The 17,638-nt window shown below is 44.3% G+C and carries 16 protein-coding genes and 1 pseudogene; 3 read left to right on the top strand and 14 right to left on the bottom strand.

The genetic code is table 11. The features are described from left to right. Nucleotides 1-309: pseudogene (locus tag ACWQ4X_RS18165) on the top strand (hypothetical protein); the annotation flags it as partial. A gap of 104 nt (nucleotides 310-413) precedes the next feature. Here the strand turns inward: ACWQ4X_RS18165 and ACWQ4X_RS18160 are convergent. Then, the gene (locus tag ACWQ4X_RS18160; protein WP_457904569.1) at nucleotides 414-782 is read right to left on the bottom strand and encodes an endonuclease domain-containing protein; all 369 of its coding nucleotides are present in this window, start codon (nucleotides 780-782) and stop codon (nucleotides 414-416) included. An 82-nt stretch (nucleotides 783-864) separates the two neighbouring features. Here ACWQ4X_RS18160 and ACWQ4X_RS18155 point away from each other — a divergent pair, with 82 nt between their 5' ends. After that, nucleotides 865-1,068, top strand: a complete 204-nt coding sequence (locus ACWQ4X_RS18155) for an amino acid transport protein (RefSeq protein WP_142768111.1) — start codon at nucleotides 865-867, stop codon at nucleotides 1,066-1,068. On the opposite strand, the gene ACWQ4X_RS18150 is transcribed toward ACWQ4X_RS18155, so the two are convergent. Both ACWQ4X_RS18150 and ACWQ4X_RS18145 read right to left on the bottom strand, forming a co-directional pair. Beyond that, a complete protein-coding gene (locus ACWQ4X_RS18150; protein WP_457904568.1) occupies nucleotides 1,065-1,532 on the bottom strand; it encodes a hypothetical protein in 468 nt (155 codons plus the stop codon). The two genes, ACWQ4X_RS18155 and ACWQ4X_RS18150, sit on opposite strands and share 4 nt — an antisense overlap. A 219-nt stretch (nucleotides 1,533-1,751) precedes the next feature. Next, on the bottom strand, nucleotides 1,752-2,972 hold the full coding sequence (locus tag ACWQ4X_RS18145; RefSeq protein WP_457904567.1) for an MFS transporter: 1,221 nt from the start codon (nucleotides 2,970-2,972) through the stop codon (nucleotides 1,752-1,754). Between the two features lie 102 nt (nucleotides 2,973-3,074). Between ACWQ4X_RS18145 and ACWQ4X_RS18140 the strand changes: the two genes are divergently transcribed. Then, nucleotides 3,075-3,857: an AraC family transcriptional regulator gene (locus ACWQ4X_RS18140; protein WP_457904570.1), complete on the top strand. Its 783-nt coding sequence runs from the start codon at nucleotides 3,075-3,077 to the stop codon at nucleotides 3,855-3,857. Between the two features lie 16 nt (nucleotides 3,858-3,873). On the opposite strand, the gene def is transcribed toward ACWQ4X_RS18140, so the two are convergent. The 11 genes from def to ACWQ4X_RS18085 form a co-directional block, all read right to left on the bottom strand. Further along, on the bottom strand, nucleotides 3,874-4,359 hold the full coding sequence (gene def, locus ACWQ4X_RS18135) for a peptide deformylase (protein WP_457904566.1): 486 nt from the start codon (nucleotides 4,357-4,359) through the stop codon (nucleotides 3,874-3,876). A 257-nt stretch (nucleotides 4,360-4,616) separates the two neighbouring features. After that, the gene (gene hutG / locus ACWQ4X_RS18130) at nucleotides 4,617-5,537 is read right to left on the bottom strand and encodes a formimidoylglutamase (RefSeq protein WP_457904565.1); all 921 of its coding nucleotides are present in this window, start codon (nucleotides 5,535-5,537) and stop codon (nucleotides 4,617-4,619) included. A gap of 34 nt (nucleotides 5,538-5,571) precedes the next feature. Further along, nucleotides 5,572-6,777 (bottom strand): imidazolonepropionase, encoded by a 1,206-nt coding sequence (hutI, locus tag ACWQ4X_RS18125; protein ID WP_457904564.1) that lies wholly within the window; start codon nucleotides 6,775-6,777, stop codon nucleotides 5,572-5,574. A gap of 52 nt (nucleotides 6,778-6,829) precedes the next feature. Continuing rightward, nucleotides 6,830-8,242 carry an amino acid permease gene (locus ACWQ4X_RS18120; protein ID WP_457904563.1) on the bottom strand — a complete coding sequence of 471 codons (1,413 nt, stop codon included), beginning with the start codon at nucleotides 8,240-8,242 and terminating at the stop codon, nucleotides 6,830-6,832. A gap of 71 nt (nucleotides 8,243-8,313) precedes the next feature. Further along, nucleotides 8,314-9,843, bottom strand: coding sequence for a histidine ammonia-lyase (gene hutH / locus ACWQ4X_RS18115; RefSeq protein ID WP_100241437.1), 1,530 nt, complete (start codon nucleotides 9,841-9,843; stop codon nucleotides 8,314-8,316). Between the two features lie 88 nt (nucleotides 9,844-9,931). Beyond that, the gene (gene hutU / locus ACWQ4X_RS18110; protein WP_457904562.1) at nucleotides 9,932-11,608 is read right to left on the bottom strand and encodes a urocanate hydratase; all 1,677 of its coding nucleotides are present in this window, start codon (nucleotides 11,606-11,608) and stop codon (nucleotides 9,932-9,934) included. Nucleotides 11,609-11,845: 237 nt separating this feature from the next. Continuing rightward, the gene (locus tag ACWQ4X_RS18105) at nucleotides 11,846-12,427 is read right to left on the bottom strand and encodes a HutD/Ves family protein (protein WP_457904561.1); all 582 of its coding nucleotides are present in this window, start codon (nucleotides 12,425-12,427) and stop codon (nucleotides 11,846-11,848) included. Beyond that, the gene (hutC, locus tag ACWQ4X_RS18100) at nucleotides 12,424-13,176 is read right to left on the bottom strand and encodes a histidine utilization repressor (RefSeq protein ID WP_457904560.1); all 753 of its coding nucleotides are present in this window, start codon (nucleotides 13,174-13,176) and stop codon (nucleotides 12,424-12,426) included. Before hutC ends, ACWQ4X_RS18105 begins: the two co-directional genes overlap by 4 nt. A 198-nt stretch (nucleotides 13,177-13,374) precedes the next feature. Next, nucleotides 13,375-14,478, bottom strand: coding sequence for an agmatine deiminase (gene aguA / locus ACWQ4X_RS18095; protein ID WP_457904559.1), 1,104 nt, complete (start codon nucleotides 14,476-14,478; stop codon nucleotides 13,375-13,377). Nucleotides 14,479-14,552: 74 nt separating this feature from the next. Beyond that, entirely contained in the window at nucleotides 14,553-15,899 is a 1,347-nt protein-coding gene (locus ACWQ4X_RS18090; protein WP_457904558.1) for an APC family permease, read from the bottom strand. Between the two features lie 115 nt (nucleotides 15,900-16,014). After that, nucleotides 16,015-17,430: an aldehyde dehydrogenase family protein gene (locus ACWQ4X_RS18085; RefSeq protein ID WP_457904557.1), complete on the bottom strand. Its 1,416-nt coding sequence runs from the start codon at nucleotides 17,428-17,430 to the stop codon at nucleotides 16,015-16,017. Between the last annotated feature and the right edge of the window lie 208 nt (nucleotides 17,431-17,638).

Genomic DNA, 17,638 nt, shown 5'->3' with positions numbered 1-17,638 from the left:
GATTATGTCGCTGATCTTCAAGCTTTGTACTATTTATCTATAGACCAGCACCAATACAGTGAAAATTATATGTTTCGCTTTAAATACTTCCAGAATGAAGCTAAATATAATGATTTATCAGAATCTTTAGATCATCTCTTATCCAAAAGTACTTTTTTAGAAGAATTATTAAAAAGCCTACTTTTTCTTAATCAAAGAGATTTAGCTGAACGAATTATTCAAATTTACGATTTAGAAACTATTTTCGATTTTATTTCTCAAGCTAGACTTGGAAAGTTTTTCAAACATTTTGATTTATTAGGTTATTAAATTTAAAAAAAATCCCTCCTAACCTCCCTTTCAAAAGGGAGGAACAACCGTGAATCAAAAGCCATCATAAACTTCGCGTAAAGTCCCCTTTCACAAAGAGGGATTTAGGGGGATTCCAATCTCTGCTTAACAACACTATAAATCTGCTCCACCACAGCATCAGTTTCAGTCAAAATCTGCCTGTTACTAAACCTCAGCACCAGAAGTCCTAATTCACTTAAAGCTTGATCACGAATTTGGTCAGCGTCCAATCCCTCATCTGTGTAATGCTGTCCCCCATCACACTCAATAATAAGGTTCGCAGCGGAACAATAAAAATCTACAATAAAATTAAGAATTGGCTTTTGCCGATAAAACTGTAATCCTAAAATTTGTTTACGGCGTAATCTTTGCCATAGCCATTGTTCTGCATCGGTCATATTGCTACGCAAATCACGCGATGGAAGTTTTAAGTTCTTGTTATAAGGTTGCATCACACGCTCTTAGTTTTTATATCTTCTTTTAAGAATCTTGGCATAATATCTTCCAGAGAATAACAATGCACGAAACATCATCATGAACAGCACTCAACTCTTTCTAGGCGTGATCTTTAGCTCAATTGGTTTAGGCTATTTTCTCTATGGCAAAAAACAAAAAATGACTGTGCCCTTTGTTGCAGGTTTGGTCTTAATGGTTTTTCCTTATTTTATTGAAAGCAATCTGTTACTGGGTGGTATTGGTATGTTGTTATCCATAGCCCCATATTTTTTACGTTTTTAATGCAATTGAGCCGTTTCAAGCGATTCAAATTGAATGTCGACCACATTCCAGTGGTGCATCATCTCACGTAAAAACACAAAGTAAACCAGACTGAATACCCCCTGTTCCGCCACTTTACAGACATAATATTCCCGACGCTCGATAAACTCGTTAAAGCCGCTTTCAAGCTGTACTCTATCTATACTGTGCTGATTCGGAAAAAATAAGGTTAAAACTTGCTGAAATAACGCATCAGCACTGATTGCCATTTTAGGTTGAGCATAAGGAATGGGAACCGATTCTAGTATTTCTTCAATCACATAAATCATCAGCTCAATCGCAAGTACGTCCAGCACCCCATGCCGCATACTGTTCGACTGAATAAAGCCTAAAGCTTTATCGACCTGAAAATGCTGCCCGCCTATATCGAAACTGAGCTGCTCCAAGCCTAAAGAAAATTTGATTGCAACCTCAGGACTGTTCATAGCCATCATCCTCCAAAACTAAAGCGCGTAAACAGTCTGAATATCCGACTTCTTTTACCATGGCTGAGCCCTATTTATTTCTCTTTTAAGGAAATAAAACGAACTCATGCAAGAAATCTCTTAAGCATGTTATTGAAACCTATGCAAAAGCAAAAAACGCGCTATCTTCCTTATCTCTTAAGATAGCGCGTCTAAAAGTAAAGTTCTGCTGTAATCGGTTTAGTTTGCTTGGGTCTTCGGTAAAAATACCGTCGCAAAACCAAGTAAGGGCAATAACGAACACACGCCAAACACCCATTCAATGCCCTTTAAGTCTGCCAAATAGCCCAGCCCTGCTGCGGCAATCCCGCTCACGCCAAACATTAAGCCGAACATTAAACCTGCAATCATGCCGACTCGCCCCGGTACAGCTTCTTGTGCATATACCACCATGGCAGCAAAGGCAGAAGACATGACTAAACCGATAATCACTGACAAGATAGTCGTCCAAAATAGATTAGCAAAAGGCATCATTAAGGCGAATGGTGCCATGCCGACAAAAGACATCCAAATCACTGCTTTACGTCCAATTTTGTCGCCAATCGGTCCGCCTGCAAAAGTCCCCAATGCCACCGCAGCCAAGAAGGCAAACAAATGTAACTGTGCCGATTGCAGACTGATCTGGAATTTATGCATCAAGTAAAAGGTAAAGTAATTACTGATACTGGCGATATAGGTAAATTTGGCGAACATCAACACGCAAATGGTCGAGAGTGCGATGACCAACTGACGTCCATGCAATTTGCTTTGCACCTGATGTGCCTTGGCAGCCAATTGTTTTTTGCTGTGACTGATACTCCACTGACTCACACCAAACAACACCCAAATGGCAAGCAGAGCAAACACGATCAACAACGCCACCGCATGTTGTCCAAACGGGACAATAATCAGTGCCGCCAGCAAAGGCCCAATTGCGGTTCCAGTATTACCGCCCACCTGAAAGGTCGATTGTGCCGTACCAAAACGCCCGCCCGATGCCATACGTGCCACACGCGAAGCTTCAGGATGAAAGGTCGATGACCCGACTCCAATTAAAGCCGATGCCATTAACAACACCATAAAATTCGGGGAAAATGCCAACAACAAAATACCGCTAAAAGTCACCACCATGCCGAGCGGCAACAAATACGGTTTGGGATGTTTATCGGTATACAGTCCAATCCACGGTTGCAGCAGCGAGGCGGTAATTTGATAGACCAATGAAATGAGTCCAACTTGAGCAAAACTCAGCGAGAAATTGGTTTTCAGCATCGGATAAATGGCAGGCAGAACGGCTTGAATCAAGTCATTCAGTAAATGTGCCAGTGCCACCGCACCAACGATTTTCACAATCATCCCTTGTGGCTGAAGACTTGCCACAGCTTCATCCATGCTTTCCTTCGCCTGTATTGAAGACGTCATAGCTGAAAAACTCCAATCATTGATATTTCAACTAATATTGTAAAATGTCATTCATAAGGTTATCTTCCAATAATCCCTGTATAAGTGACAATTTTCATGCACATTTCAGATTCACTGATTGAAACGGAAATGTCCGAACTGGTGATTGGACTTTCCTCTGAACATACCTATCGCGAAATTACCCCAGCTCATCACCACTCACGGGCGCAGTTTCTCTATGCTTCGACAGGAGTTATTCAGGTCTTTACTCCCAATCATGTCTGGTTAATTCCGCCGATGTGCGCACTGTGGATTCCCGCCTATGTGGAACATAGCGTCATTTCTTTAAGTCGGGTCAAAATGAATACTGCACTGGTGGAAGCGCAAGCGGCATCGGTGTTGGGTCAACAGTGTTTTATTATTCGGGTCAGCAAGTTATTGCATGAACTGCTGATTCGTTTAAATGCGATTGAGCACATTCCGACCTCAGAATTACTCAGCTCTGAAGAGCTTTCTAACGCCATACAAATTCTAATTTTTGATGAAATACAGAAAGCCAATTCGCTGCCGATTCAGATTCCGTGGCCGCAAGACAAACGCCTGATGAGTATCTGCCAAGCGCTGTTACAGGCACCACAACATCATAAAGATTTAAGCACGTGGGCAGATGAAATTGGCACCAGTGCCAGAACCTTGATGCGCATGTTTCAGAAAGAAACGGGGCTGTCCTATCGGGCATGGTTGCAGCAGATGCACATTGCCCAAGCTTTAAGTAAAATTGCCAGTGGTCAGTCGATTGCCCAGATCTCAGAATCATTGGGTTATACCAACCCCAGTGCCTTTAGTGCCATGTTTAAGCGGCATTTGGGACAAACGCCGCAGCAATTTAAATATAAAGAGGAATAAAACAGCAACCTATAGCTCAGGCAGTCAGGCGGTCGACAAATAATACCCCATTCAAATGATCCACTTCATGCTGCACAATGCGTGCGGGAAAGCCTTCGAACACGGTTTCTATCACATCTCCCGCGAGGGTGTGATACAGCACTTTAATCACTTGTGCACGTTCGACCTGACCTCGTTCATTCGGCACGCTTAAACAGCCCTCTTCACCGAAACAGGTGGCTTCTGAAAATTCTAAAATCTGTGGATTGACCATCACCACCGCATCCATTTCAGGTGCATCCGGGTAGCGTGGATTGGGACGTGACGCCACAATAATGACTTGTTTGGAGATATAGAGTTGCGGTGCGGCAATGCCGACTCCGTTGCGTTCCAACATGGTCGCGTGCATGGCAGATGCCAACTGCATCAGCCATTCACTGTTAAATTCAGTATCGGCAACTGGTGCAGCTTTCAGTTTTAAAATGTCTTCTCCACGTTGTGCCACAGGTAAAATCACGCTCATACACGGTTCCTAAAAGTCGCAACTCAATGCTTGGTTCAATCCTATTCTGAACCAGTTCTGCACAAAATGAAATCCGCAGTTTGATGATGGATTTCGATGCTTTAAGCGTTCTTGTGCAGCCTTTGGCAATGCAATGGATCTATTTCAAAGATAAACAAAATGCAAACCCGCATAAAAAATCGCCCAGCTTTTAAAGATGAGCGATTTTAAGCAAAGCTACTGCAAGTACAGAACAGCTTGATTCAAGTCAGATGCATTTAATCAAACAGGTAGTTAAAAATCAGATAGGCTGCAAGTTTGGCGGTTCTGTTATCCAAATCAAACTGCGGGTTGCACTCCGCCACATCAAACACCCGAATTTTGCCCGTCTGTTTTATCGCTTGGAATAAAGGTTCAAAGACATTCAAATCAATGCCTTTCACCGCAGGAGCACTGACCCCAGGCGCAATGCTGGCATGAAAAACATCTAAATCAATGGTCACATACAGCACATCGACTTTCGCCATAAAGGCTTGAATTTGCTTAATCAAACTAGGCAATTGAGCAACTTGTAAGTCGTGATCATAAATATAGTCACACTGCAAACGATCCGCGGTATCGAACAACACTTTGGTATTGGCATGTTTGGCGACACCAATGCACAAATAATGAAAATCTTGCTGATGCTGTGCCGAAAGCTGTGCTGCATTTAGAAATGGCGTGCCTGACGTCACCTGCTCGGCTTCGCGCAAGTCAAAATGTGCATCAAAATTGATAATGCCGATTTTCTGCTGCGGTTGATGCTGCTGCACATATTGGAACAGTCCTGAAAAGCTGCCAAAAGCCACTTCATGACCACCACCCAATACAATCGACTGCATGCCTTTCTCCAGACTGTATTGTACTTGGTTCGCCAATTCAGTCTGTGCCTGTTCCAATTGGTCCTGTTGGCAAATCACATTGCCCAAATCTTGCAGCGTAAGGGGTTGATGGACAGGCAAGTTCGCCAACTGACTCCGAATCGCATTCGGGGCTTCTGCCGCACCTACACGCCCTTTATTGCGCTTAACCCCTTCATCGGAACTAAAGCCAATGAGGGCATAGTCAGCCGTTGCACTGCGATTAATGATCTGGTGGATACGCAAATGTTCTTCACCATCCCCATCATGTCGACCTTGCCAAGTAAAAGCTGTATTCATGTGTTGCTCACTCTATTTCATCGCCATGACAGGCTTAGCACTGCACTTCTACACCATGCTGCACAATACGTTTTGGTAAATCGCCACCTAGCCAGTAGACAATTTCAGAAGGGTGTTCAATGTCCCACGCCACGAAATCAGCCACTTTGCCTTGCTCTAAACTGCCGTGTGTGTCCTGTAAACCCAGCGCATGTGCCGCATGAAGGGTCACTCCCGCCAAGGCTTGTTCAGGGGTTAAACGGAATAAGGTGCTGCCCATATTCAGCATTAAACGTAACGACAATGCTGGCGATGTCCCCGGATTCAAATCACTGGATAAGGCAATACGTACGCCATGTTCCAGTAAGCTTTGCATCGGTGGCAATTGGGTTTCTCTTAACAGATAAAATGCTCCCGGCAATAACACCGCAATCGTACCTGCTGCTGCCATGGCTTTCACATCATCTTCTGTCATATATTCCAGATGATCTGCCGAAAGTGCATGATAACGTGCTGCAAGGCTTGAACCACCTAAAGCGGACAATTGTTCCGCATGCAGTTTCACTGGAAGATTCAGGGCTTGTGCGGCTTTGAACACCCGTTCCACTTGTTCGGGTGAAAAAGCTAAATATTCACAAAAGGCATCAACCGCATCGACCAAACCTTCGGCATGTAATTTTGGTAACATTTCCGTACAGATATGCTCAATATAGGCATCGCTTTGATCTTTATATTCAGGTGGTAAAGCATGCGCGGCTAAACAGGTACTTTTTACTGTCATCGGTAATACTTCTGCCACTTGACGAATCACGCGTAACATCTTGCGTTCATTGACATAGTCCAGCCCATAGCCCGACTTAATTTCAATGGTGGTGACCCCATCCCGTTGCATACTGCGAATACGTTTGAGTGCAGAAGCCAACAACTGTTCTTCTGTCGCTTCACGGGTTGCACGTACCGTACTGGCAATGCCGCCACCACTGGCGGCAATTTCAGCATAACTCACGCCTTGCAAACGTTTTTCAAACTCAACACTACGATTGCCGCCAAACACGCTATGGGTATGACAGTCGATCAAACCCGGAGTCACCCATACACCATTCAAGTCGATACGCTCAGCATATTCATCTACTGGAAGATCTAGTTCAGCTCCAATCCAGTGAATGTGCTGTCCAGAAGTCACAATGGCACCCTGCTCAATGCTGGAATAGTGTCCGTTTTGCATGGTGGCAATGTGGCAGTTGTGCCAAAGTTTTTTCATTTCAAATTCCTCTGCATGCTCAAGCAGGCGCCCCTGCTTGAGCGATCATGCTTTAACTCTTTAATTCAACATTTTGTGGCAGTTCAGATTCAACTTTGACGGTATTTCCTTTTGGCTTCACCCAAATGTTATAGGCAATACACAGCAACGCCAACCAGCCTGCACCGACGTAAATCGCAGGGCGTGAATCTGGGAAATAAGCGATCATGGCCAAAATAAACAGCATGAAAACAATGGCAAATGCAGGTGCGTATGGCCAGCCAATCACAGGGAAATCTAACGCTTTCACTTCTTCAAGCGAGAGCTGACGACGCATAGCCACTTGCGACAGTAAAATCATCAACCATACCCAAACCGTGGCAAAGGTCGCAATCGAAGCAATGATCATGAACACATTTTCAGGGATCAGATAATTTAGTAACACACCGACCAACAACACACCCGCCATGACCAATACGGTCATCCAAGGCACACCATTACGTGATAATTTTTGGAATACCTTTGGCGCTTGACCACGATTCGCCATACCAAACAGCATTCGTCCTGCACCAAATACATCACTGTTAATCGCAGATACCGCTGCGGTAATCACCACAATATTCAAAATAGTGGCGGCTGATCCAATCCCCAAATTCTCAAAAATTTGCACAAATGGACTGCCCTGACTGCCTATTTGATTCCATGGGAAAATCGACATCAACACAAAAATGGTCAGTACGTAGAACAATAAAATACGCACAGGCACGGCATTAATGGCACGTGGAATGGTAGTTTTCGGATCTTGTGATTCGCCTGCGGTAATGCCAATAATTTCAATGCCACCAAAGGCAAATACCACCACCGACAAACACGCCACCAAACCCGCAATGCCGTTTGGCATAAAGCCATCATGAATCCACAGATTTTGAATACCCGGCACAAAGCTGCTGTGATCGGCATGAAAACCGTAGAACATCAATCCGAGTCCACCCAAAATCATTGCCACAATTGCAGTGACTTTGACAATCGACAGCCAGAATTCCAGTTCACCAAAGACTTTGACATGAATCAGGTTGATGCCGCCCAAGAACATGATCAGCGATAAAATCCAGATCCAGCGCGGTACATCGGGATACCAAAAGCCCATATAGATCCCGAAGGCGGTGACATCGGCCAATGCCACAATGATCATTTCAAAGACATAGGTCCAACCTGTGGTAAACCCTGCCAATGGACCAATATATTGCGTGGCATATTCACTGAATGAACCCGAAACTGGGTTTTTGACCGCCATTTCGCCCAAGGCACGCATAATGATATAGATGGCAATACCACAGACAATATATGCCAGTAAAACTGATGGTCCTGCCATTTTAATGGCAGATGCTGAACCGTAAAAAAGACCCGTTCCAATAGCTGAACCCAATGCCAAGAAACGGATATGGCGGGTGTTAAGCCCCCGCTGTAATGAAGCCTGTTGTGACATTATAATCTCCGATCCTTGAGGAAATTTATTAAGTTACGGCCACTTCATGTGGCCGTTTTTTCATCACTTTTTTACAAACTTGGCAGTAAATCTGGCAGCAACAATTCATTTAAGCAGCCGCTTGCGAGTAATTCACTGGCCTGCTCAATGTCTGGTGCAAAGAAGCGGTCTTCACTGTAGTACGGCACTTGGTCACGTAAAACTTTACGTGCACGTTCCAATTTTGGAGAGCTTTTTAAGCCTTCACGGAAGTCCAAGCCCTGACATGCGCCTAACCATTCCACTGCTAAAATGCCACGCACGTTGTCTGCCATGTACCACAAGCGTTTGCCTGCATTCGGTGCCATAGACACGTGGTCTTCTTGGTTTGCAGAAGTCGGCAAGCTGTCCACACTGGCTGGATGCGCCAAAGCTTTGTTATCGCTAGCCAAGGCTGCCGCTGTCACTTGAGCAATCATGAAGCCTGAGTTGACACCACCATTGGCCACCAAGAATGGTGGAAGTTGTGACATGTGGCGATCCATCATCATTGAGATACGACGTTCAGACAGTGAGCCAATTTCTGCAATTGCCAAAGCCAGATTATCTGCTGCCATTGCGACAGGTTCCGCATGGAAGTTACCGCCCGAAATCACATCACCTTCAGCAGCAAATACCAATGGATTGTCCGATACCGCATTCGATTCAATTTCCAACACTTCAGCCGCTTGACGAATTTGCGTTAAACACGCGCCCATCACCTGTGGTTGGCAACGGAGTGAGTACGGGTCTTGCACTTTGCTACAGTCTTCGTGTGAATGTGCAATTTCACTCGATTCAGTGAGTAAATCACGATAAGCCGCAGCCACATCAATTTGACCACGTTGACCACGCACCGCATGGATACGTGCATCAAACGGTGCACGTGAACCGAGCATCGCTTCTACGCTTAAACCACCACACACGGTTGCCGCAGCAAATAAATCTTCTGCTTCAAATAAGCCACGTAAAGCATAAGCCGTCGATACTTGGGTACCATTTAAGAGTGCCAAGCCTTCTTTAGCTGCTAAAGAAATGGGTTCTAGGCCTGCAATTTTGAGTGCTTCCACCGCAGGTAACCATTCGCCTTTGTAACGTGCTTTGCTTTCCCCTAGTAACACCAATGACATATGTGCCAATGGTGCCAAGTCACCTGAAGCCCCTACAGAACCTTTTAATGGAATATGCGGATAAACTTCTGCATTGATTAAAGCAAAAATCGCATCAATCACTTTACGGCGAATACCCGAGAAACCACGTGCCAAGCTATTGGCTTTCAACAACATGATCAGACGCACCATCGCATCGTCCAGTGCTTCACCCACACCTGCGGCATGTGACAACACCAAAGAACGCTGTAATTGTTCTAAATCTTCTGGGGCAATTTTGGTCGAAGCCAGTAAGCCAAAGCCGGTGTTAATTCCGTAAGCCGTACGACCTTCATTTACAATTTTTTCAACACATGCCACGCTGGCATCAATTGCGGGTCCAGCACTTTCATCCAAAGTGACTTTAATTGGATTTAAATAAGCTTGGCGAAGATCTGCGAGGGTAAGTTGACCAGGTTGCAGTAAGAGTTCCATGTTTTCGTCCTGTTATGCACGATAAGGTGAAATTACGGTGCTGGAATTGCTTGATCAAAAGCACCGTAATCAATGTCCGTAAATGATGTTATTTGGTGATCATTGGCAAGTGTAAACCTTGCTCTTTTGCGCAGTCGATTGCAATCTCATATCCTGCATCTGCATGACGCATCACGCCAGTTGCAGGATCATTGGTCAATACACGTGCAATACGTGCTGCTGCTTCATCCGTACCATCACAGACAATCACCACGCCAGAGTGTTGAGAGAAGCCCATACCCACACCACCACCATGATGTAAAGATACCCAAGTTGCACCACCCGCTGTATTTAACAGAGCATTCAATAATGGCCAGTCTGATACGGCATCAGAACCATCTTGCATAGATTCTGTTTCACGGTTTGGACTTGCCACCGAACCTGAGTCTAAATGGTCACGACCAATCACGATTGGTGCAGACAATTCACCCGAACGCACCATTTCGTTAAATGCTAAACCGAGCTTTGCACGTAAGCCTAGACCGACCCAGCAAATACGCGCTGGTAAACCTTGGAAGCTGATGCGTTCGCGAGCCATGTCTAACCAGCGATGTAAATGTTCATCATCTGGAATCAATTCTTTGACTTTGGCATCAGTTTTGTAGATGTCTTCTGGATCACCTGAAAGTGCCACCCAACGGAATGGACCGACACCACGGCAGAACAATGGACGAATGTACGCTGGAACAAAGCCAGGGAAATCAAAGGCATTTTCTACGCCTTCATCTTGCGCCATTTGACGAATGTTGTTGCCATAGTCAAAAGTTGGTACGCCCATTTTTTGGAAATCCAACATCGCTTGTACGTGTTTTGCCATGGATTGTTTCGCTGCTTTCACTACAACTTCAGGCTCAGTTTTCGCGCGTTGGCGATATTCTTCCCATGTCCAGCCAATTGGCAAATAACCATTCAGTGGGTCATGCGCGCTGGTTTGATCCGTTACCATATCTGGATGCACTCCACGGCGAACCAATTCAGGTAAAATTTCTGCAGCATTGCCATGCAGTGCAATTGAAATCGCTTTACCTTCTTTGGTGTATTTTTCAATACGCGCTAAAGCATCATCAAGGTCAGTCGCTTGTTCATCGACATAACGAGTACGTAAACGGAAATCGATACTTGCTTGTTGGCATTCGATATTCAGTGAACATGCACCGGCCAAAGTTGCCGCCAAAGGTTGCGCACCGCCCATACCGCCTAAACCAGCAGTTAATACCCAACGACCAGTTAAATCACCGTTGTAGTGCTGGCGACCTGCTTCAACAAAAGTTTCATAGGTGCCTTGTACAATGCCTTGGCTACCGATATAGATCCACGAACCCGCAGTCATTTGACCGTACATTGCCAAACCTTTGGCATCGAGTTCGTTAAAGTGTTCCCAGTTACCCCAGTGTGGCACCAAATTCGAGTTAGCAATCAACACACGTGGTGCATCTTTATGGGTTTTAAATACGCCAACTGGTTTGCCTGATTGAACCAATAAGGTTTCGTCATCTTCTAAATTTTTTAGGGTTTCAACGATTTTATCGAAACATTCCCAGTTACGTGCAGCACGACCAATACCGCCATACACCACAAGTTCTTTTGGATTTTCTGCAACATCTGGGTCAAGGTTATTCATCAACATGCGTAGTGGTGCTTCAGTTAACCAGCTTTTCGCATTCAGTTGTGTACCACGTGGTGCGCGAATTTCTACATCACGAAATTTTGTTGTTGCTGCTGTCACGATCGGACTCCTTCCTTTAATTTTTTCAGCAGATCGGATCTGCCTTATCTGTACAATGATGTACCAACTTGTATATACATCCATATACTACACAAAACAAAATGATTGAAAAGATGCTTTTTTATATTTTTTATTGAAATTTAATAACCACATGTTTTTTATGTGTTTATTTATTAACAGCAATAAAAAAACACATACAACTACAAATTGTATGTGTTTCATTGGGACACAGTAAATTTAGATTTTGATGAGTTCAATCAGACAACATTGTCTTAACGTGGAGCTTGGAAATAGGAGATGTTTCAAGTTTTGGTGAGCATGCAGATAGAGGCTGTGCTGCTGCCCAAGCTGGAAAAGTTCACCCTCGATCCTGATGTCTAGCACTTCCGAACTTGAGTTAAAAATGAAGATAATCTCTGCCGAGGAAAAAAATTCGCTCACTTGATGACTAACGATCCATTGATAGCAAGCAGCATAGCGCTCGGGCTGATAGATTAAATTAAAGTCGCGAATGGGACCTGCCAATAACTCACAACTGACCGCACTGTCGCCACTAAACGGGAGCGACTGCAAGGTCTGAAGGATATGACTTTTTCCATCCACCTGTAGGGCGATACCTTCACCCTCTAAAACCGTCAGTACGCGCTGCATACCATGAAACGGAGAAAATGCACCCGACGTGGTCACATCCGCCATGGAAATGCGCCAGTCAAATTCAGCCAGATCTTCCCCTGCACTGCGCGCCAGTTCTAAGGTGTAGCCTGCCCCATTTTTCCAGCGCATTTTTCGGTAGTCGCTGGGTGTCAGCAACTCAATCATGGGGTAAATTTACCTTCCAGATAATAACGGCTGCCCGGATAAATCAGTCTGGCACTAGAAATCAGTTGTTTATTCGACCATGTGCGACGGCGAATCAGTAAACAAGGTTCAGTTTTGTTGATTTTTAACCATTTACATTCTTGTGCAGAGGCTTGAATGGCCGTGACCACATGCTCACCTTCCGTCACCGGGGCTTTCGACATTAAATAAGCATTCGGGGTAATTTTAGTAAAATCTTGGCTGAGATAATCGGAAATAATGTTCGGATCGACCAGACGGTCTTCAATCTGTACAGGCACATTATTTTCATAATGCACAATAATCGAATGAAATAATTTCTGTCCTTCACGCACCTGCATCAACAAGCTTTGTTCAGGATTGGCTTGGATTGGTTCCAGCACCAACACTTCGGCATGGTGCTTGTGGTTGCGGGCAATAATTTCATCCGCAATATTGTTGATCTGAAATAAAGCGGTACGTCCCTGACCTTCGGCGACAAAAGAACCCACGCCTTGAATTCGAACCAGTAAACCTTCGGTGGTCAGTTCACGTAAGGCGCGATTCACGGTCATACGACTACAGCCCAGCAAATTCACCAACTCACTTTCAGAAGGAATCTTTTTATTGACTGCCCATGTGCCTTCATAAATTTTCTGTGAAATCATTTGTTTGACACGTAAATATAAAGGGATAGGACTATCGTCTTCTAAAGATAACTCCAAATCGTGTTGTGTTTTCCCTCTTGGCATTTGCTAAACCCATACAAAATAATCAATTTTATCTTATCTTACCCTATGCGTATTTGTATATACAAGTTCATACAAATAGCGCATTTTTTAAATATGTAAATTGATAAAAAATTTTGCCCCCACTTCATATCCATAGATAAAAAAGCCATGCGGATGCATGGCTTTTTTGCTTTCTACGGGAGGATATCCCACAAAATATTAAGCAGGAATTTGCTGAGTAATACAGTGAATATTACCACCGCCCAACAAAATTTCACGTGCAGGCACACCTGTAATTAAATAATCCGGGTACATTTGCTGGAACAATGCTTGTGCTTGTTGATCCGTGCTTTCATCAAATAATGGGAAGATAATCTGCTGATTACTAATTAAATAGTTCACATACGAACCTGCCAAGCGATTGCCTTCAACACGCTCAATCGCACTGCCTTTTTGCACATCGTGGGTTTCATTCTCACGCGCATACAGTGGTCCTGGCGCTGGTAATTTCCAGACTTTCAAACGACGACCTTGCGCATCCACTGTATTTTCCAATACCTTGAGCGCTGCAAGCGAACGTGGATATTGTGGGTCATTTACATCATCAGTCCAGTGCAATGCCACTTCACCTGGGCGGACAAAACAGCACATGTTATCGACATGTCCATCCGTTTCATCGTTGAAGACCCCTTCAGGCAACCAGATGAAATTGGTCACGCCTAAGCATTCTTGCAGAATCTCTTCAATTTCTTCTTGAGTTAAATCAGGGTTACGATTTGGATTAAGTAAGCATTCTGCTGTGGTGAGCAACGTGCCTTCACCATCGACATGAATCGAACCACCTTCCAAAACCAGAGGTGCTGAGTACGTTTCAAGTTCATGCATCGCAGAAATTTGCTTGGCAAGCAGCTGATCTTGATCCCATGGGAAATACAGACCGCCATTTTCGCCGCCCCACGCATTAAAAATCCAATCAATGCCGATACGTTCACCTTGTGCATTTTTTACAATCGATGGACCAGTATCACGTGTCCATGCATCATCACTTTCCATGGCATACAAAGTCACTTCAGCAGGCATGATCTGACGTGCTTTTTCCATTTCAGTCACAGGAACCGCCATAAATACTGGGGTTTTTTGCGCAATGGCTGCCGCAACCTGAGCAAAGGCGTGCTGTGCTGGTTGTGCATTGTCACGCCAGTTATCGGTACGATACGGCCAAATCATCCAGACCGCTTCTTGCGCAGCCCATTCTGCTGGCATGCTATAGCCTTGTTGCTTAGGTGATTTCACTGTGTGTTGCTTTTCTACCACAAGTTCCATTTTTCCACTCTCTTTAATCTTGCATGTTTCCAAATATTTGCTTTAGTGAATTAAAGTTGTTCACTGACACTTGTTTAACCGTTTGAAACTTCTTCCGCAGGTGATCCTAAAGAAATCGGCTGCTTTTTAATTTTCTTGTATACGACCAAGACGATTCCTACACATAACCAGACCCCGCCAAACTCTAGTGCTGACATTTCGAGGTTGATCCATAACCCCAGCAAGGAAAGTACCGATGCGAGGGGTAAAAACAGATTCATAAACAGATTTTTCAAGCCTGAACGTTCCTTTCGGATCACGTAGAATTTCATAAATACCGAGAAATTCACCATGGTAAAGGCTATCAGCGCACCAAAGCTGACAAAACTCACCACCATTGCCAAATCGACATAAATAGCCAACAGGGAAATTAAACCGACAAAGATAATTGAATACAGCGGAGTGCCTAGTTTGCTACTGACCGATCCAAAAACGCGTTTATTGAATATGCCATCACGTCCCATAATATGAATGAGGCGTGAAGCACTGGCATGCGTTGCTAAACCCGAGGCAAAGGCATTCATAATTTGTACGGTTAATAATTGAGTCTGAAATGCTGCACCGCCGACAATCAGGGCAATTTCAGGCAAGGCTTCATCTGGATTTTTAAATTGCGCCAAGGTCGGAAACTGTAAAGTAACGAACCAAGATACGGTAATGAAAATCGCACCACCCAACACCGTCGTCCAAATAATTGCTTTGGGAATGGTCTTGGTTGGATTCTTGGTTTCATATGCCAAAGTCGAGACCGCATCAAAGCCCAAGTAAGAGAAACAGACCAAAGATACACCCGCGACTAATGTTACCAGTTCTGGATCTCCATTAAACATCGGCTTTACCGTCATTACCTGACTATAACCTTGCGTGCTTCCAATACCCGTCACGACTAGATAGATAAAGACCAACATCATCACCAAAGTCGCGAGGACAAAAACAAAACTAAAATTAGCCAGAATATTAATGCGGAAGCTGTTAATCAGGGTCACCAATCCCACCATGATCAGCACCCAAGTGGTATAGGACACATCTGGGAAGATGGAATTTAAATAGAACCCAGCCAACAACGCATTAATCAGCGGTAGCAACATATAATCTAGTAATGAACACCAACCGACAAAAAAGCCCATGGTTTTACCGCAGGTTTCAGTGGTATAGGTATAAGCCGAACCTTCTTTAGGTGAAAGACGGCTAAAACGCGCATAGCTGAATGCGGTTAACAGCATGGCAACCAGTGCCAGCAAATAAGCTAATGGTACTTGACCATTGGTCACTCTGGAAATAATGCCGAAGGTATCAAATACCGTTGCTGGTGCCATATAGGCAACCCCAATGACAACCACTTGCCAAAGGGAGAGACTCCTGTGTTTATTCTCGCCTTCCATGCTTTTACTCCTGTAGCAATGCAAGCATTTTTTTTCGTGCAATCGTTGTTCCACCAAACAACACACTTACTGAAAAAGACGTCCTTTTCCTTTTCAATAACCCTTAAAACTACATCTAAATCGTAATGACGTTTTCCTCTAAATAGCTTTGCATACCCGATTCACCCAGCTCACGCCCAGTGCCACTCATTTTAAAGCCACCCCATAAAGAACTTGGATGAATCATTTGAAAAGAGTTAATCCAGATATGACCCGCACGGAGTCGTTTCGCGATGGTTTTACCGTGATCGACTGATCCGGTCATAATGGTTGCCGCCAAGCCAAATTCCGAATCATTTGCTACCGCGACAGCTTCATCTTCAGTTTTAAACGTACGGCAGCACATGACTGGACCAAAAATTTCTTCTTTCCACAGACGGCTGTCTGTCGGAACATTGATATAAATTTGCGGACGAATATAGAACCCTTGTGCAGGACATTGAATGTTTTCCGCATCAATCAATGCGGTCAGTTGTTCTTGCTCTGCAATGGCTAAATATTCATGCACTTTTTTGAATTGTTTGTGCGTGGTCATTGGCCCCATGCTGAACTGACCATCGGCTTCTTGACCTAATAAAATGGATTCTGTGGCTTGCTTTAGTTTTTGATAGAACGGTTCAGCAATTGATTCATGCACCAACACACGCGACATGGCAGAACACATTTGACCTGCGTTATAGAACATACCACCAACGGCTTTTTCCACCGCATCATCAAGATCGGCATCATCCAACACCAAGAATGCAGATTTCCCGCCCAATTCTAAGGTCACACGTTTCACTGAACTTGCTGCGGCTTGCATGACTTGGATGCCAATTTCGGTACTGCCCGTAAAAGAGACTTTTTGTACTTCTGGATGACGTACGAGATGTTCAGCTGCAACGGCATCCCCCAAGACCAAATTAAATACGCCTTGCGGGAAATCAATTTGATTGAGCAGTTTGATGAATTCGAGTTCTGGTAAGGGCACCAGTTCAGAAGGTTTAAATACCAAGGTACAGCCCGCTGCCAATGCAGGGGCAATTTTCCATGCACTGGTAATTAAAGGAAAATTCCACGGGGTAATTAATGCCACTACACCCACTGGGTTTTGCTGATGAGTGAGTTCCGTGCCGTGATCAGTTTGACTGGTTTTACTAAACGCAAATTTCTGTACCAAATCGGCATAGTAGCGGTAGCATTTAATGCTGTTATCGACATCGACTTTGGCCTGACCAATCGACTTGCCATTGTTGTGATGGGATAGTTCAACCAGTTTGTCTTTAGACTGTTCAATCGCATCTGCAATTTTATTTAGCCATGCTGCACGTTCTGCTGCACTGGTATTGCTCCAGCTTGCCAAAGCTTGATTTGCCGCTTCAACCGCAGCATCCACATCATGGGTAGAAGCTGCAATGAAATGAGCGAGTGCTTGTTCACTACGCGGATTGATCACCGCAATCTCGGTAGAGCCTGTCGTTGCAGCCCATTGTCCATTGATATAATTTTTCATCTTCCTACTCGCTTTAGCATGATGGCATTTTTCAAGACTGATGCAGTCTCATCAGCACAGCACAACTATTGTTCCATTTTGCTTTTGACTATTTTTAATCTTTTTTTCTGCCCCAACCTGTTGCTCAGGCTGACAACTTCCGAGCAGCCTGATTCTGGTGAGTCAGGCTGTACGCTAGTGAATGACAGTGAAAACTTATAAATGACCT

Source organism: Acinetobacter sp. NigerLNRRAM0016 (genome assembly GCF_054112845.1).
This window is presented reverse-complemented; position numbering and strand designations above follow the sequence as displayed.